Raw genomic sequence first — 25,422 nt, 5'->3', positions numbered from 1 at the left:
CCAGTCGGCGCTAGCGCTTTAACGCTTTTTTCGCTTCTCCATTTATAGCCCCTCAGTCGCTGCGCGACAGCTCCCCCCGGGGGAGCAGGCACGCCCGCAAGCTTTGCGGTTTAGTCGCAAACTTTCCCGCCATGCCAAAGGCTCCCTCCCCGAGGGAGCTGGCAAAACCGTCAGGTTTTGACTGAGGGAGTTCAGCCCCAAGGTAATTTGCATTTTAAATCATTGATTAGAGGAAACCCGAAAGTATATGAACCACTTAGGAGATTATGATGTCATTGTCATCGGCGCTGGCCATGCGGGCATCGAAGCCGCCCACGCAGCTGCTGTACTGGGCGCAAAAACGGCTGTCTTTACCATGAGTCTGGACGCCATCGGCAATATGCCCTGCAACCCCAGCATCGGCGGCACCGCCAAGGGCACGCTGGTGCGGGAGGTGGACGCGCTGGGCGGCGTGATGGGTCTGGCGGCAGACGCTACCTATCTGCAAAGCCGGATGCTGAACAAGGGCAAAGGCCCCGCCGTGCACGCACTGCGGGTGCAGACTGACCGCCGCCGCTACAACGAATACATGAAGCACGCGCTGGAACAGACCCCGGGGCTTGCCATCCATCAGGCCGAGGTGGTGGCGCTGGAAGTGGAAAACGGCCATGTGAAGGGCGTTGTCACCCAGCTGCACGGCGAGTACACCGCCAAGTGCGTGGTGCTTGCCACCGGTACGAACCTCGGCGGCAAAATATTCGTAGGCGATGCGTGGTATGCTTCCGGCCCGGACGGGATGCACGCCGCCAACGCCCTGACCGACAGCCTGAAAGCCGCCGGTCTGCCGCTGCGCCGGTTCAAGACCGGCACGCCCGCCCGGGTGCACCGCCGCAGCATTGATTTTTCCAAGCTGGAATGCCAGCCCGGCGACCCGGACAGCGAATTGCAGCCCTTCAGTTTTCTGACCGATGCCCCCATGCACAACAAGGTGGAGTGTTGGATCGCCTACACGAACCCCGAGACGCATAAAATCATTCTGGACAACATCCAGCGCAGCCCGCTGTACGGCGGCATGATCGAGGGTGTCGGCCCGCGCTACTGCCCCTCCATCGAGGACAAGGTGGTGCGCTTCTCCGGCAAGGACCGCCACCCGCTGTTCGTAGAGCCCTGCGGCGAAAACACCGAGGAAATGTATTTGCAGGGTGCGTCCAGCAGCCTGCCGGAGGACGTGCAGAACGCTTTCTACCACAGCATCAAGGGCTTTGAGCATCTGGAGATCATGCGGCCCGCCTACGCCATCGAGTACGACTGCGTAGACCCCACCAGTCTGGAAGCCACGCTGGAAAGCAAGGTGGTGCGGGGTCTGTACGGGGCAGGGCAGTTCAACGGCACCTCCGGCTACGAGGAAGCCGCCGCGCAGGGTCTGCTGGCGGGTCTGAACGCCGCCCGCAACGCGCTGGGCTTAGAGCAGCTGGTGCTGCCCCGGCACACCAGCTATCTGGGCACACTGGTGGACGACCTTGTGACCAAGGGCGTCATGGACCCCTACCGCATGATGACCAGCCGCAGCGAGTACCGGCTGACCCTGCGGCAGGACAACGCCGACCAGCGCCTGACCCCCATCGGCAGGGAATACGGCCTTGTGCAGGATGACCGCTGGGCAAAGTACCAGCACACCCAGAACATTTTGGAAGCCGAGCGCCGCCGCCTGCACGAGACGCATCTGCGCACCGCAGACCTGCGCGCCGCCATGGAAGCCGCCGGTCTTGCCCCCGCCGCCGAGGGCGGCATTGCCGAGGAGCTGCTGCGCCGTCCCGAGATCAGCTACCCGCTGGTGGCGGGCATCATCGGCTGGGGAGAGGAGATCACCCCCATGCTGGCGGAGCGGCTGGAGACGGAGATCAAGTACGCCGGTTACATCGCCCGACAGGACAGGATGATCCGGGAGGTGGCACGCCACGAAAAGACCCTCATCCCGGAGGATTTTGAGTATGCCGCCCTGACCGGCCTGACGCTGGAAGCCCGGGAAAAGCTGGCCCGCATCCGTCCCCGCAATCTGGGGCAGGCGGGGCGCATCCCCGGCGTTTCACCCTCCGATGTGGCGCAGCTGAGCATTGCACTGGCAGGGAAACAACAAAAATAATACGAAATTGCGATAAAATAAACGATTGTGCTACCCCAACCACCCGACAGAAAGGACAACACCAATGATCGACAAACAGCGTCTGGAAGCAAAATGTTCCACATGGAACATCACCCTTACCGGCACCCAGCTGGATCAGCTGGACGCCTTTGCCCAGATCCTTGTAGACTACAACCAGAAGGTCAACCTGACCGCCATCACCGACCCGGAGGGCATCGAGGACAAACACTTCCTCGACAGCCTGCTGTTTGCCAGCCAGCCGGAGGTAGCCGGGCGCATGGTGGACGTGGGTGCCGGGGCAGGTTTTCCGGGCATCGTGACCAAGATCTTCAAACCGGAGCTGGAATTAACCCTGATGGAGCCCACCGGCAAGCGGGTGGATTTTTTGAAGTACGCCTGCGCCCAGCTGGGTCTGACCGGGGTGGAGTTTGCCAAGGAGCGCGCCGAGGAAGCTGCCCGCAAGGTGTGGCGGGAACAGTTCGATCTGGCTTCTGCCCGCGCCGTGGCAGCCCTGCCCATGCTGGCAGAATACTGCCTGCCGCTGGTGAAGGTGGGCGGCAACTTCCTTGCCATGAAGGGTGCATCCGGGGAAGAGGAGCTGACCGCTGCCCGGGGTGCTATCAAAAAGCTGGGCGGCGAGTACCGCGAGACCCGCACTTTGCACCTGCCCGGCGGCGACACCCGCACGCTGATTTTGTGCAAAAAGATTTCGCAAACTCCGACAGCATACCCCAGAAACGGCGGTAAAATTGCAAAAAGCCCGCTGAAATAACGCATAACTTGACGCAACCTGTAAGACCCTGCCGAACGAAATTTCTGGCGGGGTCTTTCTTTGTGTGCTACACTGAAGCTGAACAGGTTTTCCACGATTTCCCGGAGAAATGTGGAAAAACCGAAGGTTTATTTCACAGGAAAGGGGCAGCATCATGTTTGAACGCAAGAAACCGTCCGGGAAATTACTCTCTCTGCCCATCGACCAGATCCACCCGTCGCCCTTTCAGGCGCGGAAAAGCTTTGACGAGCAGGAGCTGACCGCGCTGGCGCAGAGCATCCGGGAGAACGGTCTGCTCCAGCCGGTCACGGTGCGCAGGGCGGCAGAGGGCTACGAGCTGGTGGCAGGGGAGCGGCGGCTGCGCGCCTGTCAGCTGGCAAAGATGACCACCATCCCCGCCATCCTGTGCAGCTACGCCGACGACCGCACCGCCGCGCTGGGTCTGCTGGAAAACATCCAGCGCGCCGACCTGAATCCCTTTGAGCAGGCGCAGGGGCTGCGGGATGTGATGGTGCTGTGGGACTGCACCCAAGCGGAAGCCGCCAAGCGCTTGGGCATGGCACAGCCCACCTTTGCCAACAAGCTGCGGCTGTTGCAGCTGACGGCAGACCAGCGGCAGTTCGTGCTGGACAACAACCTCACCGAGCGCCACGCCCGCGCGGTGCTGCGCCTGCCGGAGAACCGCCGCAGCGAAGCGCTGATCACCATCGCCAAGCGCCGCCTGAACGCCCGCCAGACCGACAGCTACATTGAGAAGCTGCTGAACAGCCCGCCCAAGGCCGGGCACCGCATCTCCATGGTGCGGGACGTGCGCATCTTTGTCAACACCATCGACCACGCCATCCGGCTGATGACCGACAACGGCGTGCCCGCCACCGCCCACCGGGAAGAGAAGGACGGCTACATCGAGTACACCGTCCGCATCCCCACCGCCGCCGCGGAAAAATGAATTGTTCCATGTGGAACAGGGGAGGGAACGAACTCCCTCAGTCAAAACCTGACGGTTTTGCCAGCTCCCTCGGGGAGGGAGCCTCTGGCGCTCCCGGAAGCTTTGCACTTCAGCCAGAAACTCTTCCGCCATGCCAAAGGCCCCATCTCAGAGGGGGCTGTCTGCGCAGCAGACTGGGGGAGTTTTGGCAGATACCCCCTCAGTCACGGCTTACGCCGTGCCAGCTCTCCCAAAGGGAGAGCCAAGCCGTAAAGTTTGGCACTAAAGTATTAGGTACAAAGAGGAAGCTTCCTGGCGTGCTCTTGGCTCCCCCTTTGGGGGAGCTGTCACCGCAGGTGACTGAGAGGGCGCACGCCGTTAACTCTGTCGCTAAAGTATCAATAGCAATGAGAAACCTTCCCGCCATGCCAAAGGCCCCATCTCCGAGGGGGCTGGCATCGCGCAGCGATGACTGGGGGAGTATTCTTCTCGCTTTTTCCACTTTCCCACCCTCAAAAGTTAAAAATCCAGCCGAAAAACGCTCCAGATGGTTCAAAAAACAATTTGGATGTGTTATACTAGAAGCCAAGGTGTCTGCCGGACGGGGAAACCGGCGGGCACGACTGCGTGTTCCACGTGGAACAAATCTTTCCCCGGGAGGAAGAAAAGCGCGTGGCAAAAATTGTAGCGATCGCAAACCAGAAGGGCGGAGTGGGCAAAACCACCACCGCCGTCAACCTTTCGTCCTGCGTAGCGGCACTGGGCAAAAAGGTGCTTATCGTAGACCTTGACCCGCAGGGCAACACCACCACCGGCTATGGCATCCCAAAGCGCAGCGTGGAAGCGGGCACTTATGAGGTGCTCATCGGCAGGGCAACGGCGGCGCAGGCCATCCGGCACACCGAGTACCGCACCGATGTCATCGGCTCCAACACCCGGCTGGCCGGTGCCAGCTTGGAAATGATCGACCTGCCCGGCCGCGAGGGGCGTCTGCGCAAGGCGCTGGCTGAGGTGCAGAAGGACTACGACTTCATCTTTATCGACTGCCCGCCCAGTCTGGATCTGCTCACCCTCAACGGCCTGAGCGCCTGCGACAGTGTGCTCATCCCGGTGCAGTGCGAATACTATGCGCTGGAAGGATTGTCGGAGCTCATCAGCACCCTCAAGACCATCCGCAAAAAGTATAACCCGTATCTGGATATCGAGGGCGTGGTGTTCACCATGTTCTCGCTGCGGTACAACCTGACCGTGCAGGTGGTGGAGCAGGTGCAGAAATACTTTGGCTCCAAGGTGTACAAGACCACCATCCCGCGCTCCATCCGCATTTCGGAGGCGCCCAGCTACGGCCAGCCCATCAATTTCTACGAGCCGAAGGGCAAGGGCAGCGAAGCCTACATGGACTTGGCAATCGAATTTGTCAAGCACAACCGCCCGCAGGAACCTAAAAAGTCCCGCGCAAAGGCTGCACCCGCCGCAGAGCCGGCGAAAAATGCTCTGGAAGATTAAAACAGGGGGAACAAGGTAAACAATGGCAAGAGGAAAAGGAGGGCTCGGACGCGGGCTGGACAGTCTGTTTGAGGACGCAGCACCGGTCTTTGAGTCAGAGCACGCAGCGGTGGAAACGTTGCCGCTGCGCGAGATCGAGCCGGACCCCGACCAGCCCCGCAAGACCTTTGAGCAGGAGACCCTCAGCGAACTGGCTGCCAGCATCGCCGAGCACGGCTTATTGCAGCCCATCGCGGTGCGTCCAAGACCCATGGGCGGTTACAGCATCGTGGCAGGCGAGCGCCGCTGGCGAGCCTCCCGCATGGCGGGTCTTACCGAGGTGCCGGTGGTCATCAAGGATGTGTCCGATGAGCAGGCCATGGAGCTGGCGCTGGTGGAGAATTTGCAGCGCGAGGATCTGGACCCGGTGGAAGAAGCTGCCGGCATCCGGGAGCTGATGACCCGCTGCGATCTGACACAGGAACAGGCCGCCCGCAAGCTGGGCAAGAGCCGCAGCGCGCTGGCAAACAGCCTGCGTCTGCTCAACTTACCGGAAACGGTGCTGGAACTGCTGAAGAGCGGCTTTATCAATACCGGTCACGCCAAGGTGGTGCTGGGTCTGCCCACACCGGAACTGCAGGCCGAAGCCGCGCAGATCATCGCGGACAACCAGCTGAACGTCCGTCAGGCCGAGACGCTTTGCAAAAAGATGGCAAAGCCCGCCAAGGAGCCCCGCGAACCCGCACCCCGCGGCACTTTGCCGGTGGAGGTGGAGGAGAGCCTGAAACAGGTGCTGGGCAGCGAGGTGAACGTGGCCTACCACGGCGGCAAGGGCAAGCTGACGGTGCATTTTTACTCCGACGAGCAGCTGCGCGCCTTTGCAAACCTGCTGGGACAGTACCAGATGGAAACCGAATAATCATGCGATCCAAGGCGGGAACTGCCGCCTTTGAACGGCAGCGGAAAGCCGCAAGTGCACCGCTGCAAGCCCAATAGAGTTAAGGAGAGTCAATCATGCTGGATATCAAATTTGTCCGCGAGAACCCGGACGCCGTTAAGGAAAACATCAAAAAGAAGTTTCAGGACGCCAAGCTGCCGCTGGTGGACGAGGTCATCGAAAAGGATGCCAAGTACCGTGCAGCCCTGAAGGAAGTGGAGGCCCTGAAGGCCGCCCGCAACAAGCTGAGCAAGGCCAACGGCCCGCTGTTCGGCCAGCTGAAGAAGTGCACCGACGAGGCACAGAAGGCTGAGCTGCAGGCACAGATCGACGCCAACAACGCCGCCGTCAAGGCGGACGCCGACAAGATGGCAGAGCTGGAGAAGGAAGAGGAGGAACTGTCTGCCCGCATTCAGGAGATCATGTACTCCATTCCCCAGATGATCGACCCCAGCGTGCCCATCGGCCCGGACGATACCTATAACGTGGAAGCTCAGCGCTTCGGCGAGCCTGTCGTGCCGGATTTCCCCATCCCGTACCACACCGAGATCATGGAGAGCTTTGACGGCATCGATATGGACGCCGCAGGCCGCGTGGCCGGTAACGGCTTCTACTACCTGCTGGGCAACATCGCACGCCTGCACGAGGCTGTGCTGGCCTACGCCCGCGACTTTATGATCAACAAGGGCTTCACCTACGTCATCCCGCCCTTCATGATGCACGGCAACGTGGTGCAGGGCGTCATGTCCTTCCCTGAGATGGACGCCATGATGTACAAGATCGAGGGTGAGGATCTGTACCTCATCGGCACCAGCGAGCACACCATGATCGGCCGCTTCATCGACCAGACGCTGGACGAGAGCAAGATGCCCCTGACCCTGACCTCTTACAGCCCCTGCTTCCGCAAGGAGAAGGGCGCACACGGCATCGAGGAGCGCGGCATCTACCGCATCCACCAGTTCGAGAAGCAGGAGATGATCGTGGTCTGCCGCCCCGAGGAGAGCGCCGACTGGTACGAGAAGCTGTGGCAGATGTCCGTGGAGCTGTTCCGCAGCATGGAGATCCCCGTGCGCCAGCTGAACTGCTGCTCCGGCGATCTGGCTGACCTGAAGGTCAAGAGCTGCGATATCGAAGCTTGGAGCCCCCGCCAGCAGAAGTACTTCGAGGTCTGCTCCTGCTCCAACCTGGGTGACGCACAGGCACGCCGCCTGCACATCCGCATCAAGGGCAAGGACGGCAAGACCTATCTGGCCCACACCCTGAACAACACCTGCGTGGCACCTCCGCGTATGCTGATCGCCTTCCTGGAGAACCACCTGCAGGCTGACGGCAGCGTGACCATCCCCGAAGTGCTGCAGCCGTACATGGGCGGGCTGAAGGTCATGGTCCCCACCAATAAGAAGAACTAAAACTGCACCGGGTTTTCCACATCCGGGCAGAAAAAGGTTGAAAAAAGCACCGCTTTCCGTACAGGGAAGCGGTGCTTTTTGTGTGGGAAAGCGGGTGCTTAACTCCCTCAGTCAAAACCTGACGGTTTTGCCAGCTCCCTCTGGGAGGGAGCCTCTGGCGCACCCGCAAACTTTGCACTTTAGCCGGAAACTTTGCCGCTATGCCAAAGGCCCCATCCTAGAGGGGGCTGTCGAGCGCAGCGAGACTGGGGGAGTTTTTCCCGCAAAATGACAAGAAATACAACATTTCAACGTATCTACGTTAATAAGATTGAAATCTCAAAAAACTGCAAAATTTTTTGAAAATATGTGTTGACAAAAAGGGCATCTATGGATATAATAATAAAGCACCGTTCAAGTGCAAGCTAAATATGTGGCGGTATAGCTCAGTTGGCTAGAGCATTCGGTTCATACCCGAAGTGTCACCGGTTCAAATCCAGTTACCGCTACCACGTTACAGAGTTTCGCTAAGATAAGGGGGACGGTCGTCCGCAGTAGTGGACGATGAAAGTCGGAGGTTTTAGCGAAGCTCTGTATTTGTAAGGCCCGTTGGTCAAGCGGTTAAGACACGGCCCTTTCACGGCTGTAACATGGGTTCGATTCCCGTACGGGTCATGAATAAAATCCCTGATCTTAGGATCAGGGATTTTTTCATGCAACCCGTACGAGGAATCGAAGGAACACGGCCGCCCGCAGGCGGCAAAAAAGAGCCCAGTGGGCTCTTTTTTAGTGTTCGGGTCCCACCCTGTAGGAATGTCTACCGTGGTAGCTGCCGCTAAGACCCGTACGGGAATCTTAGCTATATAATACAGGATATAGACTTTTTTCAAAAAATAAGATATACTTACGTTGAAAAGGTGGGATGTGTTATGCCGGAGATCAGTCTGTTTTGCGGGATACGGGTCACAATGTTCCCAAAGGTCTTGCAGGCTGTTGCGGGCGAGGACTTTACGGTGTACCTCTATTTCAACGATGGCTCTGTGCGTCTGTATGACGCAAAGCCGCTGCTTGCGCTGGGCGGGGTCTTTGCGCCCTTGCAGGATGAAGCTTTTTTCAAAAGCCGCCTGACCGTCCTGAACGACACCGCTGCATGGGATGTGACTGGTGACCGGGACCCCGGCAGCTGTGTGGACTTGGACCCCATCGAGCTGTACGAGACCTGTCCTGTGGTGGTAGACCCGCTGGAATCGGCATCCTGATCCGCAAAAATACGCAAAAACACGGGAAGATCTGCAGACCTTCCCGTGTTTTTATTTATTTATTCTGCTCCTGCACATACCGCAGGATATCCTCCGGCACCTCTGCCAGTGCATCGGCACCGGCGGCGGTCAGCTCAGCGCGGCCGCGGAAGCCCCACAGCGCGCCCATGGCGGGCAACTGGGCGTTGTGCCCGGTGAGGATGTCCACATCGCTGTCGCCCACAAAAAGGGTGGCGGCGGGGTCTGCGCCCAGCTCGGTCATCAGGGCGTACAGCCCGGTGGGGTCGGGCTTGGTGGGTACGCCCGGGCGGTTGCCCCGCACGGCGTCAAAGCGGCCGGTGCCAAAGTAGTGGGCAATGATGCCGCCGCACAGCGCATCGGCCTTGTTGGAGAATACCGCGCACTGGATACCCTCGGCCTTCAGTGCGTCCAGCAGCGCCGGGATGCCGGGGTAGGGCGCGGTCTTGTCCTCCTTGTGGGCATCGTACCGGGCGGTGAACTGCGCCAGCGTCGCCGCCAGCTGCGCCGGGGTGCGGGCGTCAGCGGGGGAGAACCGCTCCACCAGCTTGGGGATGCCGTTGCCCACCATCAGCTTGAACTGCTCCACCGTAAAGGTGGGCCAGCCGTTTTGTGCGCACACCCAGTTGCCGGCATCGGCAAGGTCGTCGATGGTGTTCAGCAGGGTGCCGTCCAGATCAAATAATACAGTCTTTATCATAAAATAGTCTCCGTTGCTCTGTGTTACAAAAATGCCCCGCCGACCGTAGGTTCAGCGGGGCATCGCAAGTATACTTCTATATTCCCAGAAAATCAAGAGCCGCCAGCGGCACACTGCGCACCGTGACCCTTTCTTTGCCGGGAAATACAAGGGTCAGGTTGGCACGCTGCACCGTCACCGCCCAAGGGGATTGCAGGGCGGTAAAGCCGGTGTCCGGGTGGAACACGCACAGCTGGTGCAGATGGAATTGGTGCTGCCGGCAGAGCAGCAGCTGTCCCTGCTGCTGCCATACGCCCTCCCGGTGCCAGCCCACGGCGGCAGCGCCCAGCAGCGCGGCAAACACCCCGGTGGGGATGAGCAGCGGCAGGGTAAGGGCAGGCAGGGTGGTGCGGGATACCGCCGTCAGCAGCAGGCAGAGCCCCAGCGGGATGCCCGCCGGCAAAAAGAACACCATGCTGCGGTCGGTGGTGTCGGCGCGGGTGTCCGGGGGCAGCTGCGCCATCTCCGGCAGCAGCTCCCGCAGCAGCGGAGTGCCCTCCCGCCAGACGAACAAAGGCAGCTCCGGGCGGCACGCCCCTGCCGAGACAAATACCGGGCAGTAATGCAGCGCCCATGTGGCGGGGGAGCGGCGCAGGTCGGCGTAGTTCAGCTGGCAGAGCCGCAGCCGCATCTCGTACCGGCGTACAAGCCCGCCCCGGCTGCCCAGCTGGGTATCGGTGCGCCAGACGGTATAATGCACCGCCTGCAAGGCGCTGCGCACCAGACTGATGCAGAATAGCGTACCCGCCAGCACCAGCAGCCACGCCGCGCCCAGCGGCAGCCAGCGGGCGGCAAACGCCGCCAGCTGGCCCAGCTGCGCAAGGGCAGCGGTCTGGGCATCCGGGGCATAACTCTGGGTCTGGTGAATGGCCAGCCACCATAAAAACAGGGTAGATAGGCCGTTGGCACCCAGCACCGTAAAGGCCAGCTTTTCGCCGCCCTTGGGCGCGTGCCACAGCGGCTCTGTCACCGGCAGCAGCACATCGGCAAGCTCCTCGGCCTGCTGCCGGGTAAGATATAGGGTAATGGTCTGTGTCTGCCCCACAGGGTACAGCACCACCCGGCAGGCACCGGTCAGGCGGTAGACCAGCGGCTGCTCCAGCACCAGCGCCGCCAGACCTTCGGCGCGCAGGGCGCGGTCCAGCCGCACGCCAAGCCGCCAGCTGACGTGCACTGTGCCCTCGGCATCCACCTGCCAGCGGCCGCCGTAGTACACCGCCCAGCACACGGCGCTGATAAACATCAGCAGCACAAGCTCCTGCCGCAGCGCCGCACGCAGGGCGTCCCAGTTGCGGTCAAAAAGCACCTGTACCAGCGGCAGAAGGTACACCAGCAAAGTCTTGCGCAGCAGATGCAGCGCCGCCAGCGGGTGGAAGTGCTTTTCCCGGTTCATACACTGCCCTCCATCAGAACCGCCGCCAGCGCAGTGGCCTGTGCGGCGGGGATGCCGGGCAGCACCAGCTGCAAGCCCGGGCTGCGCACAAGGAGCACGGTGCACCCTGCCGCCCACAGCAGCGGGGTGCGCAGCAGCTGCACCCCGGTGACCGCCCGGCGCGGGATGCGGTGCAGCACAGGGACAGCCACCCCGGACTGCACCGTGACGCTGTCTGCCGTCAGGGCGGCGACAAAGCTGCAGCAGCGCGCCCGGACAAGCGCCACCAGCGCCGCCCATACAGCGCAAAAGACTGCGCCCGCCCACACGCTCTGCCAGAAGGCAAAGGGCGCGCAGACCAGCCCGGGCACAGCTGCCCAGACGCAGAGCACCCGGCGGGCGCGGGGCGGCAGCACCAGGGCGGTGCGCAGCAGCTCCTGCTCGCTCATTTGTGGGAGGAAAGACCCCACGCATCCATCAGCAGATGCAGGGTGTCGTCCTGTGTCAGGCAGAGCAGCCGGTCCCACGGCAGCAGCACCGTGCTGCCGTGAGGGATGATGAACTCGGTATCCCGGGTGATGCTGACCAGAATGGCATCGCCGGGAATGGGGATCTCCTTGATCTCCTTGCCCGCAAACTGAAAGTCCTCCGGCAGCAAAATTTCATTCAGGCTGGCAGTGCCGCCGCCCAGGGACAGCAGCTGCCGGATGGTGTCGGTCTCGATCTCCCGCTCCAGAATGTGGCTCAGGTTGTCGGTGCCGCACACCACGGTGTCCACGCCCAGCGTGTGCAGGATGTCCCGGTTCTTGGGGTTGGAAGCGCGCGCCACGGTGCGGTTCACGCCGAACTCCCGCTTGGCGATCTGGCACGCCACCAGATTGGTCTCGTCGGTGTTGGTCACCGCCACAAAGGCGTCGCAGCTGGCCACATCGGCGGTGCGCAGGGTGTCAAAGCTCAGAGAGTCGCCGCAGATGACCGGGATATCCAGCGTGTCGGCAAGGGTACGGCACAGCGCCTCCTGCGGCTCGATGATGGTCACCTTATGGCGGTGGGACAGCAGGCTCTGGGCAAGATACATCCCCACCCGGCCGCCGCCGGCAATACAAACTTTCATATCGTTACCTCATTCTACGGTCTGTAAAGCGAAAAACAGGCTGTTTTACTTGGAAAGTGCCCGGAACACCGCCTGCTCGGTCAGCACGGTGGGGCAGATGGTCTCCAGCTCGTAAGCCTTGTGGTATAAAATTTGCAGATGCGGGTCGGACACCCGGCAGATGACTTTATCCCGGCGGAAGATGTTCTTCGCCAGCTGTGCGGCCATCAGGTTTACCGAGTCCTCCTCGGTCACCGCCGCCACGGCGTCGCAGTTCTCCACGCCGCCCCGGCGCAGGGTGTCCGGGTCGGTGGGGTCGCCCACAAGGGCGGTGCCGTGAAAGGTATAATCGTCAAAGGCATCCAGACGCTTGAGCTGCTCAGGGTCCTTTTCCACCACCGAGATATCATGGCCGATGCGTTCCAGATCGCGGATCAGCGCCGCACCTACCTGATCGCAGCCGATCACCAGTATGTTCATGAAGGTTCACCTCGTTGTTCTCAGAGCTTTCTGCGCCGGGCGCAGAAAGCGGACAGACTTCTTATTTTTATAGTATAGCACATTTCCCGGGGCAGATAAATACAGCGCCCGGGGGAAAATTTCTATAATCTGTATGCACAGCGGCTCATAGTATGGTATACTGGAACTGCTTTTGAAAAAACTACGCACCCAGCGGGGTGCTGCAGGAGGGATTTATTACGTTTTTCGAGATCATCAAAGCGATCCTGATGGGTATCGTGGAGGGCATTACCGAGTGGCTGCCCATCTCCTCCACCGGTCACATGATCCTTGTGGAGCAGGTCGTCAAGTTCAATGCCAGTGAAGAATTCATGTCCATGTTCCGGGTGGTCATCCAGCTGGGTGCCATTCTGGCCGTGGTGGTGCTGTTCTGGAATAAGCTGTGGCCCTTCGGGCTGCGGCAGGGCAAGGTCATCTCCAAGCCCAGCGTGTGGAACCTGTGGTTCAAGGTGGTAGCCGCCACCCTGCCGGTGCTGGTCATCAGCCCGCTGGACGACTGGATGGAGGAGCACTTCTATAACTACATCACCGTAGCCGCCATGCTGATCTTGTACGGCGTGCTCTTCCTTGTGGTGGAGAACCGCCGCACCACGCCCCGGGTCACAAAGCTGGAACAGATCAGCTATCGGGACGCTTTGCTCATCGGCGTGTGGCAGTGCCTTGCCATCATCCCCGGCACCTCCCGTTCCGGTGCTACCATCGTGGGCGGTCTGCTGCTGGGGCTCTCCCGCGCCTGCGTGGCAGAGTTCACCTTCTATCTGGCCATCCCGGTCATGGCGGGTGCATCCCTGCTCAAGGTGATCAAGTTCGCGGTTTCCGGCGTATCCATCACCGGCACCGAGATCGCTGTGCTGCTGGTGGGCTGTGTTGTGGCCTTTGTGGTCAGCCTTGCGGCCATCCGTTTCCTGATGGACTATGTCAAGCGCCACGACTTCAAGTTCTTCGGCATCTACCGCATCGTGCTGGGTGCTATCGTGCTGGCTGTGGCAGCCATCACCGCGCTGGCATAAGAGAAAATCTTATAATGATAACAGGGGCTGTTGCTTGCGCAACAGCCCCTGTTTTGATAGGAAAGCTCACTCTTCCGCTTTTTTTACCTTTACGCGCCACTTGTGGGACATATACTCCGAGCGCAGCTTGTTGGTGACAAAGGTCTGGCTGCTGTACAGGCCGTGGTGGCCGGAGAGCATAAAGCAGATACCGCAGCCCAGCGCGATGAGCTCCAGCCCGGCGCCGCTGAACAGCTCAAAGCCCAGCAGGATGGAGGGGATCAGGACGTTGGTGGCACCGCAGAAGATGGACACCAGCCCCACCGCCGCCGCAAACCCGGCGGGCAGACCCAGCAGCGGGCCGACCACGCAGCCGAAGGTAGCGCCCACAAAAAAGCTGGGCACCACCTCGCCGCCCTTGAACCCGCAGGCAAGGGTCAGCGCGGTGAGGAAGATCTTGCACAGAAAATCCCACGGCAGCGCCTGTCCCTGCTCCACGGCGGCGGTGATGACGCTCATGCCCGCGCCGTTATACCGCCCCACGCCGAAGAGATAGGAAAAGCCGATGACCAGCACGCCGCCCGCAAAGACCCGCACCCACGGGTTCGGGAGAAGCTTTGGTACGGTATGCTCCATGAAGTGGAGGGTGTAGCAGAACAGGCGGGAAACGGCAGCGCAGGCCACACCCAGCAGGATGACCAGCAGGGCGGTGCGGACGTTCAGCTCCGGTGCGGTGAGGGCAAAGTGGGTGGGCGCGATGCCAAAGACCAGCGAGCAGCCGTAGGCGAGGAGGGCAGAGGTAAAGGCCGGGACAAAGGCAGCGGTAAAGGTCAGGCCCACATCCTCCACCATCATGGCAAAGCAGGCCGCCGCCAGCGGGGTGCCGAACAGGGCAGAGAAGAACGCAGCCATGCCGCTGATGGTGGCGGTGCGGCGGTCGTGGTCCTTGAGCCGCAGCAGGGTGCCAAGGTTCCAGCCGATGCTGCCGCCCATCTGCAACGCAGCGCCCTCGCGGCCGGCAGAGCCGCCGCACAGGTGGGTGAGCACCGTGCCCAGAAAGATAGCGGGCACCAGCAGGATGCTGACCGGCTCGCCGCTCTGCACGGCGCGGAGAACGTTGTTGGTGCCCACACCCTCGCACTTTGTTACCTTATAAAGGGCATTGATGAGCAGACCTGCCACAGGCAAAAGGAACAGCAGCCAGGGCTGCGCGGCGCGCAGCTCGGTGGCGTGCTCGACCGCAAGGTGGAACAAGGTGCCCAGAAATCCACAGAGCAGACCCATGGGAACTGCCAGAAAGAACCATTGCAGTGCCACCCGCAGGGCGGCTTTCGCTTCGTGCCAGAATGTATCAAAATCGTTCATAGACATAACTCCTATATCTTGACGTCCGTTCCGTTTTTTGGAACCGATATTTTTTGGAACCGATATAAGATAACACCGCAGGGCAGGGCTGTCAACCCCAAAATGGGCAGAGCTACGGGAATCAATTTTCCGACTGAAGGCTTCCCCCGGTCGGGGGAAGCTGTCACCGCAGGTGACTGATGAGGGCGCAGGCAAGCAGCAGCTTACGGGAAATTACCCCTCATCCGGCGCTGCGCGCCACCTTCCCCCCAAGGGGTGAAGGCTTTTGTCCCTCCGGGCAAAGCTGCAATAATTGATTCCTATGGCTCTGTTCTTTTTCCTGTTTACACCGCTCGCCCGGGTGTGCTATACTGAACAAAAGAGAGACTGCGCGGCAGACGCCGCCGGAAAGATATGGGAGGAAAAACACCATGGAAGCATCCAAAGTTTACTATACGGATTTCCGCTGTCCGGTGGGCACCAGCCTGCTGGAAAAGCTGCGCCGGGTGTGCATTGCCGCCGGCATTAAGGACATCGACATGGACGGCCGGTTCGTGGCCATCAAGATGCACTTCGGCGAGCTGGGCAATCTGGCTTTTCTGCGCCCCAACTACGCCAAGGTGGTGGCAGACCTGTGCAAGGAGCAGGGCGGTATGCCTTTCCTGACCGACTGCAACACCCTGTACCCGGGCAGCCGCAAGAATGCGTTGGAGCACCTGAGCTGCGCCCAGCTGAACGGCTTCTGGCCCATGACCACCGGCTGTCAGGTGATCATTGGTGACGGTCTGCGCGGCACGGACGAGGTGGAAGTGCCGGTGCCGAACGGCGAATACTGCAAGACCGCCAAGATCGGCCGTGCCATCATGGACGCGGACGTGTTCATCAGCCTGACCCACTTCAAGGGCCACGAGTCCACCGGCTTTGGCGGTGCGCTCAAGAATATCGGCATGGGCTGCGGCTCCCGCGCGGGCAAGATGGAGCAGCACGCTGCCGGCAAGCCCGCCGTGCAGGAGGGGCTGTGCCGCGGCTGCCACCGCTGCGCCAAGGAGTGCGGCTCGGACGCCATTACTTACAATGCCGAAAACAAGGCGGTCATTGATTACGACAAGTGCAAGGGCTGCGGCCGCTGCATCGGCGCCTGCAGCTTTGACGCCATCTATTCTCCCAACGACTGCGCCAACGAGCTGCTGGACCGCAAAATGGCCGAGTACGCCGCCGCAGTCTGCCACGACCGCCCCTGCTTCCACGTTTCTCTGGTGCAGGACATCAGCCCCAACTGCGACTGCCACGGCGAGAACGATGCACCCATCCTGCCGGATATCGGCATCTTTGCGTCCTTCGACCCGGTGGCGCTGGACCAGGCCTGCGTGGACGCCTGCCTGAACGCCGCCCCGCTGCCCAACAGCCAGCTGGGCGCAAACCTTGCAAAGCCGGGCTGGAACTGCTACCACGACAACTTCAAGGACTCCAACCCCAATATCGAGTGGAAGGCCACCCTTGAGCAGGCCGAGAAGGTGGGCATGGGCACCCGCCAGTATGTGCTGAAAAAGGTATAAAAATCAGAAACAGAAGGGATGCTGCACATGGTCAGCATCCTCGCCCTCTCAGCCATCGCTTCGCGATGCCAGCTCCCCCAAAGTGGGAGCCCTTGGCAGTCCACGCAGACTTCATCTTTCTGCCAAGGCCTCTCCCTTTGGGAGAGGTGTCACCGTAGGTGACGGAGAGGGCGAGCCCGCTAAAGAAAAAGCATCTGCAACAAAATCGCTGATTCTGAAATTCAGAAGCGATGGTTGCAGATGCTTTTTTGTTTTATTAAGCTTCGCCGTTCGTCTCCGGCACGATATCGTCCAGCACAGCTTGCAGCGCCTGCCAGTTTTTCAGGGTGCAGCCGGGCAGGGTGTCAGCGTCCAGCCCTGCATCCGCGATGCGGCCGGTCATGCTGTCCTTATCGCTGAGCAGGTCCAGCGCGGCGTCCTTGATCAGCGGCCATGCTTCGGCAAAGCCCTCCTGCTGGTTGTCGGTCAGGCCGTCGTACCAGCTGTAAAAGGCTTCCTGAATGGCTTCCGGGGAGCGGCTGGACATCCGCGCGTCCTCGGCCCAGTGCAGCAGCGATGCCGCCGCGATGACCGATTTCAAAGAGCAGCCGGATACGCCGGGCCCCCAGCCCAGACAGGGCGCAAAGGCGTTGGAGGTGCCGGTGATGGAGAACACCGAGTTCTCGTCGAAATTGCCGGGGTTCAGCTCTCCGGTGTTGGCTTCTGTGGTGGAGGAAGGCAGCTCACTGCAGCCGGAAGCGGATGCGCTGTCCGAGGCGGGCGCAGCGCTGGATGCGGGGCTGCTTGCAGAGCCGCCGCAGGCTGCCAGCAGACAGCCCAGGAAAGCGGCGCACAGCAGCAGCGCAAGGGAGCGGATATATTTCGATGTCATAAGAAAAACCTCCGTAACTGGTGCCCCGGCAAGCCGCCGGAGCAAAGCGGGATCTACACCCTAAGTATACGTTCTGCGCACGGCGTTGTCAATCGTTCTGCGCAGGACGAATTTCAAGCAGCACCTGTGCAGGATATACAAAAATGCAGCTTGAATTTCGGGCAGTTCAACGCATTGACATTCTCCGCGCTGGCTCGTATAATCAAAGACAGACAAGTGAATTTATCAGTGCGTGTAACTGTTCGATCAGGCATGAGCATCAGAGGGAAGGCGGCAACGGCATCCCTTTGGTTCTTGTGCCCTTTTCTTTTTCACAAGAGCTGCGGCATGGAAGCGGAGGAGTGCGGCGATGCAGGCTGTAAAGGTATTCAATAACAATGCGGTGTCGGTGGTCATGCCGGACGGCAGGGAAGCCATTCTCGTGGGCAACGGGCTTGGGTTTGGCCGCCGCCCGGGAGACATGATCGACAAAAACCGCGTTTCCAAGGTGTACTATGTGCAGAACGAGCTGCAGACCAAGTTCCTCAAGATGCTGGATAACGTTACCCCGCAGGTGATGCAGGCCGCCGAGCGCATCTCGCTGGCGGCAGAGGAGCAGGGCATCCTGCTCAGCAGCAAAAGCACCATCTCGCTGGTGGACCACATCAGTTTTGCGCTGGAACGTGTGGAAAAGGGCACCTTTCTGCCCAACCTCATGCTTTCGGAGACCCGGATGCTGTACCCGAAGGAGTACGCAGTGGGGCAAAGGGCGCTGGAACTTGTCCGGCAGTTCTGCGGCGTACAGCTGCCGGAGGACGAAGCGGGCTACATTGCCCTGCATCTGGTAGCCGGTGCGGCGGACGGCGCGCTGGCCTACGATACCGTAAAATTCGTCAAGGCGGTCAAGGAGATCATCTGCGATACCTATCACTGCACCTTTGAGGAAGAAAGCCTTGAGACCACCCGCCTGACCGTGCACCTCAAGTTTCTGGCGGCGCGCATCCTGCGGCACACTCCTTGGCAGGACGCCGGGCTGGAATCCATGTACGCGGTGCTTTTGCAGCGCGACAGCCGCAACGAGGTGTGTTTACAGCGCATCAATGCCTATCTGCGGCAGGAATTTGATTACGAGCTGGATCATCAGGAGCAGGTCTATCTGCTCATCCACCTGACCAAGATCGTAGGATAAAACGCTTCAACAGGGCGTCCGGAAGCCCTGCGGAATAGAAATCATCCCCCAAAACAGTCAAGTCAAAAAGTGAGGAGTATTACACGATGAAAGAAAAAGTCATGAATGGCTTGGAAAAGTTCTCCAAAGCCATGCTCTCACCGCTGTCGTATATCTCGGCAGCAGGCCTGATCCTTGTGCTGGGCGCTTTGCTTACCAGCACAAGCCTTAGTGCGATGATCCCCGTTCTGCAGTGGACCCCCATCAAGCTGCTGGGACAGCTGATCTACAACTGCATCATGGTCATCATCAACAACCTCAGCCTGATGTTCTGCGTGGGCATCGCAGCGGCGCTTGCCAAAAAGAACAAGCAGCAGGCTGCCATCATCGGCCTGATGAGCTATTTTATGTATCTGACCGCCGGCAACGTCACCCTGACCCAGCTGGGTATGCTGGCCGAGGCTGACCCGCTGGTGGGTCTGTACGGCACCGGTCAGTCCACCGTGTTCGGCATCCAGACGGTGGATATGGGCGTGTTCGGCGGCATCCTGCTGGGTCTTGTCTGCGGCTGGGTGTACAACCGCACCTGTGAAAAGCAGTTCAAGGGCATCATCACCCAGATCTACTCCGGCAACCGCTGGTCCTTTACCTGCATGGTGGTCTTTTCCATCCTGTTCGGCTTTGGCTCCTGCTTCTTCTGGCCGCCGGTGCAGAGCGTCATCAGCGCACTGACCGATCTGATCGCAACCTCCGGCAACTTCGGCCTGTTCCTGTACGGCTTCTTGGAGCGCTTCCTCATCCCCACCGGCCTGCACCACCTCATCTACACCCCCTTCCAGTTCTCTGCACTGGGCAACAGCCTGACCGTGGGCGATGCCACCTACACCGGCTCTTACATCGTCATGATGATGGAGTACAGCATGGGTCTGCCCTTCTCGGACGGCATCGTGTGGATGTACACCGGCTTCACCAAGACCTTCGGCTACTTTGGCATCGTGGCGGCCTTCATCTTCTGCGCCCGCAAGGAGAACCGCAAAAAGACCGCTGCCGTTCTGGTGCCGCTGGCCTTTACCGCTTCTCTGGCTTCCATCACCGAGCCGCTGGACTTTATGTTCTGCTTCTCTGCTCCCATCCTGTGGGTGGCACACGCCTGCATCTCCGGCCTGTTCATCGTGCTGCTGCACATCTTCCATGTCACCGGCTTTACCACCAACCTCCTCGGCTCGGTGCTGATGAACCTTTCTGCCGGTGCAGATAAGACCAACTATCCCACCCTGTACCTGCTGGCGCTGTGCCAGATCGCAGTGTACTTTGTGGTGTTCACCCTGCTGATCAAGGCCTTCAACCTGCACACCCCCGGCCGGGAAGAGGTGAGCACCGAGACCGCGGGGAGCGATGCACCCGCCAAGAAGGCAAGCGTGAAGAACGCCGCCGAGGTACAGTGCGTCATCGACGGTCTGGGCGGCAAGGAGAACATCCTGTCGGTGGACAACTGCTTCACCCGCCTGCGGGTAAACATCAAGGACCCCGCAAAGCTGGACGAAGCTGCCATCAACAAACTGCCGAACAGCGGCATCGTGAAAAAGGGTACCGATATCCAGATCGTTTACGGTCTGCAGGTAGCCGATATCAAGCGTGCTGTGGAAGCACAGCTGGAAAACCAGTAAACCGCTTTTCCGCGCCCCGGCGGACTGCGCCGGGCTAACCTGAAAATACAAAAAAGGAGCGTTTAACTATGGTCATTACCATTGCTGGCGGCGGTAGCACTTTTACCGCCGGTATCGTCAAATCCATCGCCCTGCGCCGGGAAGAACTGGAAGTGGACGAGATCCGTCTGTTCGACATCAACAAGGAGCGGCAGGACAAGGTTGCCGTTGTGGTGGACTGGGTCCTGCACAAGGAGCTGAATACCGACATCAAGCTGGTGGTCACCACCGATGTGCAGCAGGCTTACACGGATACCTCTTTTGTGTTTGCCCAGATGCGCGTGGGCGGCTACGCCATGCGGGAGCAGGACGAAAAGATCCCTCTGCGCCACGGCTGCGTGGGACAGGAGACCTGCGGCTGCGGCGGCATGGCCTACGGAATGCGCACCATCTTCCCCATGATCAAGCTGATCGACGACGTGGAAAAGTATGCCAAGAAGGACTACTGGATCCTGAACTACTCCAACCCCGCCGCCATCGTATCCGAAGCCTGCCGCAAGCTGCGCCCGAAGGCACGGATCATCAACATCTGCGATATGCCCATCGCCATCATTGACGTGGTGGCAGCTGCCATGGGCATCCAGAACAAGAAGGAGATCGTCTACGATTACTTTGGCCTGAACCACTTCGGCTGGTTCACCTCCATCCAGTACCACGGCGAGGACCTGATGCCCAAGCTGCGCGCCTACATCAAGGAGAACAAGATCCTTCTGCCGGAAAGCTACCTCAAGGGCATGGGCGCGCTGACTTCCTCCAGCAGCCAGAACCGCCACACCAAGGGCAGCTGGTACTATGTGTGGAAGGGCGAGTACGAGATCATGGAAAACTTCCCGGAGTACCTGCCCAACACCTACCTGAACTACTATCTGCAGGCCAAGGAGTTCGTGGAGCACTCGGACCCGAACCACACCCGCGCCAACGAGGTGGAGGAGACCCGCGAAAAGAACCTGTTCGACGGCATCGACCACTACCTCAAGACCGGCGAAGTGGACGCCAACACCTTCTATGCCGGCAGCCACGGCGACTGGATCGCAGATCTGTCCGCTGCGCTGAAGAACGACACCAAGGCACGCTTCCTCATCATCACCGAGAACCGCGGCGCTATCCCCAATATGCCCTATGACGCAATGGTGGAGCTGCCCGCCTACATCGGCAAAAACGGCCCGGAGGTCATTGCCCGGGACAACATCCCGCTGTTCCAGCAGGGCTTGATGATGCAGCAGCTCAACAGCGAAAAGCTGCTGGTAGAGGGCTGCGTGGAAGGCAGCTACGAGAAGGTGCTGCAGGCCTTCACCCTGAACAAGACTGTGCCCAGCATGAGCGTTGCCAAGGCCATTCTGGACGATATGATCGAAGCCAACAAGGGCTACTGGCCGGAGCTGCACTGAGCAGCCGACCTTACAGCCGCCGCAGGTATTGCCGCCTGCGGCGGCTTTTTTATGCGCATTGACCTTTGCACAGCAAGGGCTTATAATGAGAAAAAACCAGTAAAAGCGAAAGGAAGCACACCCATGCAAAACCAAGTCCCTGTATCCCAAAACCGCCCGGTCACCGGGCGCTTTGCGCCCAGCCCCAGCGGACGGCTGCATCTGGGCAATCTGGCGTGCAGCCTGCTGGCATGGCTCAGCGCAAAAAGTCAGGGCGGGCGCATCGTGCTGCGCATCGAGGATCTGGACGCCGAGCGCTGCCCCCGCGTCTACGCCGACTTGCTGGAGCAGGATCTTGCGTGGCTGGGGCTTACATGGGACGAGGGTGGCAGCACCGGCGGCGCACACGCGCCCTATTACCAGAGCGAATGCGGGGACATCTATACCCAAAGCTACCGCAAACTGGAGCAGAGGGGGCTGGTGTACCCCTGCTTCTGCTCCCGCTCCCAGCTGCACGCCGCCAGCGCACCCCACACCTCGGACGGCAACGTCATCTACCCGGGCACCTGCCGGGGGCTGACGCCGGAGGAAATTGCGGAAAAGCGCAAAAAGAAAGCCCCTGCCTACCGCCTGATGGTGCCAGATGAGGAGATCACCTTTACGGACGGCTGCATGGGCACCCATACGGAAAACCTGCTGCGGGACTGCGGCGATTTCTACCTGCGCCGGGCAGACGGCGTGTTTGCCTATCAGCTGGCAGTGGTGGTGGACGATGCCCGCATGGGCGTCACCGAGGTGGTGCGCGGGGCAGACCTGCTGTCCTCCACGGCGCGGCAGCTGTACCTGTACCGTCTGCTGGGTCTGCAGCCGCCCCGCTTTGCCCACTGCCCGCTGCTGCTGGCAGCGGACGGGCGGCGGCTGTCCAAGCGGGACGGCGACCAGAGCCTTGAAAATCTGCGGGCAAAATATACCGCCCCGGAGATCATCGGTAAGCTTGCCTATGCCTACGGCTTGCAGCCGGAGCCCGCGCCCCGCACCCCGGAAAGCCTTGTGCCGGACTTTGCGTGGACAAAAGTCCCAAAGCAGGATATCTGCCTGCCCGAGGGGCTGTTTTGACGATTTTGAATGGCCGCCGCGTGCACTTTGGCCATGTTCAGCGGAAAAATTATTATTATAATTTGTGGCTCAGAAACGCCTGCGGGCGTTTCTGAGCCACTTTTTCAGCGTGAAAAAAGGCTTCCAAAAAGTCCGCAGACTTTTTGGAAGCCAAAATAAAAACGATAATTCCGCTGATTATGCCCAGAGCAGCGCGGAGGGCATTTCAAATCGTCCCACGCTGCCGAAAAAAGAGTTTTATGCTCTCCGCACCTGCGGCAGCTGGCTGCGCTCGAGGGCGGTAAAGGCGCTGTCCAGCGCCAGTGCCAGCAGCGCACCCAAGGCCACATCGATGCAGCTGTGCTGCTTGAGCAGCACGGTGGAGCAGACGATGGAAATGCACAGCACAGCGGCTGCGGGACGCATCCAGCGGCGGCGCGGTGCATCAAAGATATGGCTGCGGTAGTACGCCAGCAGCAGCGTTACCGAGTTGAACACATGGATGGAAGGGCAGACGTTGGTGGCGGTGTCGGTGCGGTACAAAAAGCGCACCACCCGCGCAAAGATGTCGCTGCCCGGCACCCAGTAGGGGCGCAGGTCCAGCGCTGTGGGCAGCACGGCGTAGCACGCCAGTGCAATGGTCATGCCGGAGAACAGCGGCAGGCACAGCCGCCAGAAGTCCTCACGCGGGGCTTTCCACAGCAGATAGAACAGGGTGAAGGGGATCCATACGAACCATGCAAAGTAGGGGATCACCGCATATTTGCAGAAAGGGATCAGATCGTCCAGACGGCAGTGCACCAGAATGCTGCGCAGGGGGACGTTTGACTCCAGATAGTGAAAAACGGAAAGATAAAATATAGAATACAGCGCCATGAACCCGACCGGGTGGCGCGCAAGCCAGCTGCGTTTCATAGAATAGCCTCCTTTTGCAGAAGAGCAGAACTCGATAGCATTGAGAAATTATACGCCCGAACGATGAAGATTGCAAGAACGAAAGGTGAAAACTTTGTCAAGTGCTGAAAAAATAATTTGTGAAACCTGTAAAAAATACCAGCAATCTTCTGTTGATAATACGAATCAGAGCGGCGGTTTCCTGCAAAAAGAAAAATCCACCCCTTCGCCGGTCTTTCACAGACCGGGAAAGGGGTGGATGTCAAAAACTTATGGCATACGGGCAGCGTCCTCGCCCTCTCAGTCATCGCTACGCGATGCCAGCTCCCCCAAAGTGGGAGCCCTTGGCAGTCCACGCAAAGTTCATCTCTTTGCCAAGGCCTCTCCCTTTGGGAGAGGTGGATGCGACCAGCGGGAGCAGACGGAGAGGGCGAGCCCGCTGGCAATTTCATGGAGCTTATATCACACTCTGCTCCAGCCAGCTGCCGCGGCGGAAGCGCAGATAGAAGCACAGCGAGCGGAACACCCAGTCCAGATACATACCCATCCAGATGCTCAGCAGCCCGCCGCCGAAGCACAGCACTGCCAGATAGCAGAAGCCCACCCGGAACGTCCACATGGACACGATGCTCACGGTCATGGTAAAGCGGGCGTCACCGGCGGCGCGCAGGATGTTGGGCAGGGTAAAGCTGGACGGCCACACGAACAGGGAAACGATGTTGAACCACACCATGATGTCCAGCGCCATGGCCTGTGCCTCCGGCGAGAGGTTGAATAGAGACACCGCGAACCGGTTGGCGAAGAAGAACGCCGACAGGTTCATCACCCACGCGCCGCAGTAGGCGGTCAGCATCAGGCGGCGGGAGTAGTACACCGCCTGTTCCTTTTCGCCTGCGCCCAGACACTGGCCTACCACGGTCAGGGCAGCCATGCCTACGGCGTTGGCGGGGATGTTCAAAAAGGTGGTGGTGGTATTTGCCACCGCATTTGCGGCAATGGCTGCCGTGCCAAGGGTGGAGGTCAGGCTGGAGACCGACAGCTTGCCGATCTGGAACATCCCGTTCTCGATGCCGGCAGGGATGCCCACCCGCAGGATGCGCCGGATCAGCCCGCCGTTCGGTGCCATCGCCCGCAGGCTGTCCACCCGCAGGGCGCAGTCCGGCTTTTGCAGCAGATACAGCACCACCGCGCAGGCAATGGCGCGGGACACAAGGCTTGCCAGCGCCGCGCCCATGACCCCCATGCCGAAGCCGTAGATCAGCACCGCGTTGCCGCCGATGTTCACCACGTTCATCACCAAGCTGGACAGCATACTGATCTTGCTGTTGCCCTGCGCCCGGAACAGCGCCGCACCGGCGTTGTACAGGCCGATGAAGGGGTAGCTCAGCGCCGAAAGCAGAAAGTAGGTCTCGGCGTAGTGCATCACGTCCGCATCAATGGAGCCGAAGATGCCCCGCAGGATGGCGTGCCGCCCGCCGATGACCACCGCCGCCACCAGCACACTGAAGCTGGACAGCACGAATAAAATCTGTGCCGCCGCCGCCTTGGCGTTTTTTGGCTCCTGATGGCCGATGTACTGGCTGGTGACCACCGCACCGCCGGTGGCCAGTGCGCTCATGATCTGGATCATCAGGGTGTTGAAGCTGTCCACAAGGCTCACGCCGGACACAGCGGCTTCGCCCACCGAGGATACCATCAAAGTATCTGCCAGACCAATGGTCACGCTTAATGCCTGCTCCGCGATCAGCGGCAGCAGCAGCGCCACCAGCGCCTGCCGTGGAAACAGGGGAGTGGATGTGAATTTGGACGATTTCATGCTGT

At 60.2% G+C, this 25,422-nt stretch carries 22 protein-coding genes and 2 tRNA genes; 15 read left to right on the top strand and 9 right to left on the bottom strand.

The features are described from left to right. Positions 1–247 precede the first annotated feature (247 nt). The 9 genes from mnmG (at position 248) to WMO20_RS11585 (ending at position 8,891) form a co-directional block, all read left to right on the top strand. A complete protein-coding gene (gene mnmG, locus WMO20_RS11625; RefSeq protein WP_112091468.1) occupies positions 248–2,122 on the top strand; it encodes a tRNA uridine-5-carboxymethylaminomethyl(34) synthesis enzyme MnmG in 1,875 nt (624 codons plus the stop codon). A 64-nt stretch (positions 2,123–2,186) separates the two neighbouring features. Next, positions 2,187–2,894, top strand: a complete 708-nt coding sequence (gene rsmG / locus WMO20_RS11620; RefSeq protein WP_349186940.1) for a 16S rRNA (guanine(527)-N(7))-methyltransferase RsmG — start codon at positions 2,187–2,189, stop codon at positions 2,892–2,894. A gap of 154 nt (positions 2,895–3,048) precedes the next feature. Then, the gene (locus WMO20_RS11615) at positions 3,049–3,843 is read left to right on the top strand and encodes a ParB/RepB/Spo0J family partition protein (protein ID WP_349186939.1); all 795 of its coding nucleotides are present in this window, start codon (positions 3,049–3,051) and stop codon (positions 3,841–3,843) included. A gap of 651 nt (positions 3,844–4,494) precedes the next feature. Continuing rightward, the gene (locus tag WMO20_RS11610; protein ID WP_170126605.1) at positions 4,495–5,328 is read left to right on the top strand and encodes a ParA family protein; all 834 of its coding nucleotides are present in this window, start codon (positions 4,495–4,497) and stop codon (positions 5,326–5,328) included. Positions 5,329–5,350: 22 nt separating this feature from the next. Then, positions 5,351–6,226, top strand: a complete 876-nt coding sequence (locus tag WMO20_RS11605; RefSeq protein ID WP_316540236.1) for a ParB/RepB/Spo0J family partition protein — start codon at positions 5,351–5,353, stop codon at positions 6,224–6,226. A 95-nt stretch (positions 6,227–6,321) separates the two neighbouring features. Further along, positions 6,322–7,653: a serine--tRNA ligase gene (gene serS, locus WMO20_RS11600; protein ID WP_055186395.1), complete on the top strand. Its 1,332-nt coding sequence runs from the start codon at positions 6,322–6,324 to the stop codon at positions 7,651–7,653. A 414-nt stretch (positions 7,654–8,067) separates the two neighbouring features. Continuing rightward, positions 8,068–8,144, top strand: a tRNA-Met gene (locus WMO20_RS11595). A 91-nt stretch (positions 8,145–8,235) separates the two neighbouring features. Beyond that, a tRNA-Glu gene (locus WMO20_RS11590) sits at positions 8,236–8,307 on the top strand. A 293-nt stretch (positions 8,308–8,600) separates the two neighbouring features. Next, positions 8,601–8,891, top strand: coding sequence for a DUF2442 domain-containing protein (locus WMO20_RS11585; RefSeq protein ID WP_349186938.1), 291 nt, complete (start codon positions 8,601–8,603; stop codon positions 8,889–8,891). A gap of 55 nt (positions 8,892–8,946) precedes the next feature. Here the strand turns inward: WMO20_RS11585 and WMO20_RS11580 are convergent, their stop codons facing one another. The 5 genes from WMO20_RS11580 to WMO20_RS11560 form a co-directional block, all read right to left on the bottom strand. Further along, positions 8,947–9,609: an HAD family hydrolase gene (locus WMO20_RS11580; protein WP_349186937.1), complete on the bottom strand. Its 663-nt coding sequence runs from the start codon at positions 9,607–9,609 to the stop codon at positions 8,947–8,949. Between the two features lie 76 nt (positions 9,610–9,685). Further along, a complete protein-coding gene (locus tag WMO20_RS11575) occupies positions 9,686–11,041 on the bottom strand; it encodes a YdbT family protein (RefSeq protein ID WP_349186936.1) in 1,356 nt (451 codons plus the stop codon). Further along, positions 11,038–11,469, bottom strand: coding sequence for a PH domain-containing protein (locus WMO20_RS11570; protein ID WP_349186935.1), 432 nt, complete (start codon positions 11,467–11,469; stop codon positions 11,038–11,040). The genes WMO20_RS11575 and WMO20_RS11570 overlap by 4 nt, the downstream gene beginning before the upstream one ends. After that, entirely contained in the window at positions 11,466–12,134 is a 669-nt protein-coding gene (locus tag WMO20_RS11565; RefSeq protein WP_055186401.1) for a potassium channel family protein, read from the bottom strand. The genes WMO20_RS11570 and WMO20_RS11565 overlap by 4 nt, the downstream gene beginning before the upstream one ends. Positions 12,135–12,179: 45 nt before the next feature. Then, positions 12,180–12,593, bottom strand: coding sequence for a potassium channel family protein (locus tag WMO20_RS11560; protein WP_005924324.1), 414 nt, complete (start codon positions 12,591–12,593; stop codon positions 12,180–12,182). A gap of 197 nt (positions 12,594–12,790) precedes the next feature. Here WMO20_RS11560 and WMO20_RS11555 point away from each other — a divergent pair, with 197 nt between their 5' ends. After that, a complete protein-coding gene (locus WMO20_RS11555; RefSeq protein WP_207642880.1) occupies positions 12,791–13,642 on the top strand; it encodes an undecaprenyl-diphosphate phosphatase in 852 nt (283 codons plus the stop codon). Positions 13,643–13,708: 66 nt separating this feature from the next. Here the strand turns inward: WMO20_RS11555 and WMO20_RS11550 are convergent, their stop codons facing one another. Beyond that, entirely contained in the window at positions 13,709–14,986 is a 1,278-nt protein-coding gene (locus WMO20_RS11550; protein ID WP_349186934.1) for a chloride channel protein, read from the bottom strand. A gap of 410 nt (positions 14,987–15,396) precedes the next feature. Between WMO20_RS11550 and WMO20_RS11545 the strand changes: the two genes are divergently transcribed. Beyond that, positions 15,397–16,521, top strand: a complete 1,125-nt coding sequence (locus WMO20_RS11545) for a DUF362 domain-containing protein (protein WP_349186933.1) — start codon at positions 15,397–15,399, stop codon at positions 16,519–16,521. Between the two features lie 256 nt (positions 16,522–16,777). Here the strand turns inward: WMO20_RS11545 and WMO20_RS11540 are convergent, their stop codons facing one another. Further along, complete coding sequence (locus WMO20_RS11540) at positions 16,778–17,392, bottom strand: hypothetical protein (RefSeq protein ID WP_349186932.1); 615 nt, start codon at positions 17,390–17,392, stop codon at positions 16,778–16,780. Positions 17,393–17,741: 349 nt separating this feature from the next. Here WMO20_RS11540 and WMO20_RS11535 point away from each other — a divergent pair, with 349 nt between their 5' ends. The 4 genes from WMO20_RS11535 to gluQRS all read left to right on the top strand — a co-directional run bounded on the left by WMO20_RS11535 (position 17,742) and on the right by gluQRS (position 22,728). Continuing rightward, entirely contained in the window at positions 17,742–18,560 is an 819-nt protein-coding gene (locus tag WMO20_RS11535) for a PRD domain-containing protein (RefSeq protein ID WP_349186931.1), read from the top strand. A gap of 86 nt (positions 18,561–18,646) precedes the next feature. Continuing rightward, complete coding sequence (locus WMO20_RS11530; protein WP_349186930.1) at positions 18,647–20,206, top strand: PTS transporter subunit EIIC; 1,560 nt, start codon at positions 18,647–18,649, stop codon at positions 20,204–20,206. 68 nt (positions 20,207–20,274) lie between these two features. Next, positions 20,275–21,633 carry a 6-phospho-alpha-glucosidase gene (locus tag WMO20_RS11525; protein WP_005924354.1) on the top strand — a complete coding sequence of 453 codons (1,359 nt, stop codon included), beginning with the start codon at positions 20,275–20,277 and terminating at the stop codon, positions 21,631–21,633. Positions 21,634–21,756: 123 nt separating this feature from the next. Beyond that, positions 21,757–22,728, top strand: coding sequence for a tRNA glutamyl-Q(34) synthetase GluQRS (gluQRS, locus tag WMO20_RS11520; protein WP_117929190.1), 972 nt, complete (start codon positions 21,757–21,759; stop codon positions 22,726–22,728). Positions 22,729–22,965: 237 nt separating this feature from the next. On the opposite strand, the gene WMO20_RS11515 is transcribed toward gluQRS, so the two are convergent. Together WMO20_RS11515 and WMO20_RS11510 are read right to left on the bottom strand one after the other, a co-directional pair. Continuing rightward, positions 22,966–23,622, bottom strand: a complete 657-nt coding sequence (locus WMO20_RS11515; RefSeq protein WP_154265622.1) for a phosphatase PAP2 family protein — start codon at positions 23,620–23,622, stop codon at positions 22,966–22,968. Positions 23,623–24,058: 436 nt separating this feature from the next. Then, the gene (locus WMO20_RS11510) at positions 24,059–25,417 is read right to left on the bottom strand and encodes an MATE family efflux transporter (RefSeq protein WP_154265623.1); all 1,359 of its coding nucleotides are present in this window, start codon (positions 25,415–25,417) and stop codon (positions 24,059–24,061) included. Between the last annotated feature and the right edge of the window lie 5 nt (positions 25,418–25,422).

Origin of the sequence: Faecalibacterium intestinale, from assembly GCF_040096575.1 — a bacterium.
In the GTDB taxonomy this organism is placed as follows: domain Bacteria; phylum Bacillota; class Clostridia; order Oscillospirales; family Ruminococcaceae; genus Faecalibacterium; species Faecalibacterium intestinale.
This window is presented reverse-complemented; position numbering and strand designations above follow the sequence as displayed.

What these genes read in the sequence shown, in the direction of transcription:
- WMO20_RS11525 (WP_005924354.1), top strand. Translation starts at nt 20,275, where the DNA reads ATGGTCATTACCATTGCTGGCGGCGGTAGCACTTTTACCGCCGGTATC.
- WMO20_RS11510 (WP_154265623.1), bottom strand. Translation starts at nt 25,417, where the DNA reads ATGAAATCGTCCAAATTCACATCCACTCCCCTGTTTCCACGGCAGGCG.
- WMO20_RS11550 (WP_349186934.1), bottom strand. Translation starts at nt 14,986, where the DNA reads ATGAACGATTTTGATACATTCTGGCACGAAGCGAAAGCCGCCCTGCGG.
- WMO20_RS11530 (WP_349186930.1), top strand. Translation starts at nt 18,647, where the DNA reads ATGAAAGAAAAAGTCATGAATGGCTTGGAAAAGTTCTCCAAAGCCATG.
- gluQRS (WP_117929190.1), top strand. Translation starts at nt 21,757, where the DNA reads ATGCAAAACCAAGTCCCTGTATCCCAAAACCGCCCGGTCACCGGGCGC.
- WMO20_RS11580 (WP_349186937.1), bottom strand. Translation starts at nt 9,609, where the DNA reads ATGATAAAGACTGTATTATTTGATCTGGACGGCACCCTGCTGAACACC.
- WMO20_RS11545 (WP_349186933.1), top strand. Translation starts at nt 15,397, where the DNA reads ATGGAAGCATCCAAAGTTTACTATACGGATTTCCGCTGTCCGGTGGGC.
- WMO20_RS11570 (WP_349186935.1), bottom strand. Translation starts at nt 11,469, where the DNA reads ATGAGCGAGCAGGAGCTGCTGCGCACCGCCCTGGTGCTGCCGCCCCGC.
- WMO20_RS11605 (WP_316540236.1), top strand. Translation starts at nt 5,351, where the DNA reads ATGGCAAGAGGAAAAGGAGGGCTCGGACGCGGGCTGGACAGTCTGTTT.
- WMO20_RS11575 (WP_349186936.1), bottom strand. Translation starts at nt 11,041, where the DNA reads ATGAACCGGGAAAAGCACTTCCACCCGCTGGCGGCGCTGCATCTGCTG.
- WMO20_RS11565 (WP_055186401.1), bottom strand. Translation starts at nt 12,134, where the DNA reads ATGAAAGTTTGTATTGCCGGCGGCGGCCGGGTGGGGATGTATCTTGCC.
- WMO20_RS11615 (WP_349186939.1), top strand. Translation starts at nt 3,049, where the DNA reads ATGTTTGAACGCAAGAAACCGTCCGGGAAATTACTCTCTCTGCCCATC.
- mnmG (WP_112091468.1), top strand. Translation starts at nt 248, where the DNA reads ATGAACCACTTAGGAGATTATGATGTCATTGTCATCGGCGCTGGCCAT.
- WMO20_RS11540 (WP_349186932.1), bottom strand. Translation starts at nt 17,392, where the DNA reads ATGACATCGAAATATATCCGCTCCCTTGCGCTGCTGCTGTGCGCCGCT.
- WMO20_RS11560 (WP_005924324.1), bottom strand. Translation starts at nt 12,593, where the DNA reads ATGAACATACTGGTGATCGGCTGCGATCAGGTAGGTGCGGCGCTGATC.
- WMO20_RS11515 (WP_154265622.1), bottom strand. Translation starts at nt 23,622, where the DNA reads ATGAAACGCAGCTGGCTTGCGCGCCACCCGGTCGGGTTCATGGCGCTG.
- WMO20_RS11585 (WP_349186938.1), top strand. Translation starts at nt 8,601, where the DNA reads ATGTTCCCAAAGGTCTTGCAGGCTGTTGCGGGCGAGGACTTTACGGTG.
- WMO20_RS11535 (WP_349186931.1), top strand. Translation starts at nt 17,742, where the DNA reads ATGCAGGCTGTAAAGGTATTCAATAACAATGCGGTGTCGGTGGTCATG.
- rsmG (WP_349186940.1), top strand. Translation starts at nt 2,187, where the DNA reads ATGATCGACAAACAGCGTCTGGAAGCAAAATGTTCCACATGGAACATC.
- serS (WP_055186395.1), top strand. Translation starts at nt 6,322, where the DNA reads ATGCTGGATATCAAATTTGTCCGCGAGAACCCGGACGCCGTTAAGGAA.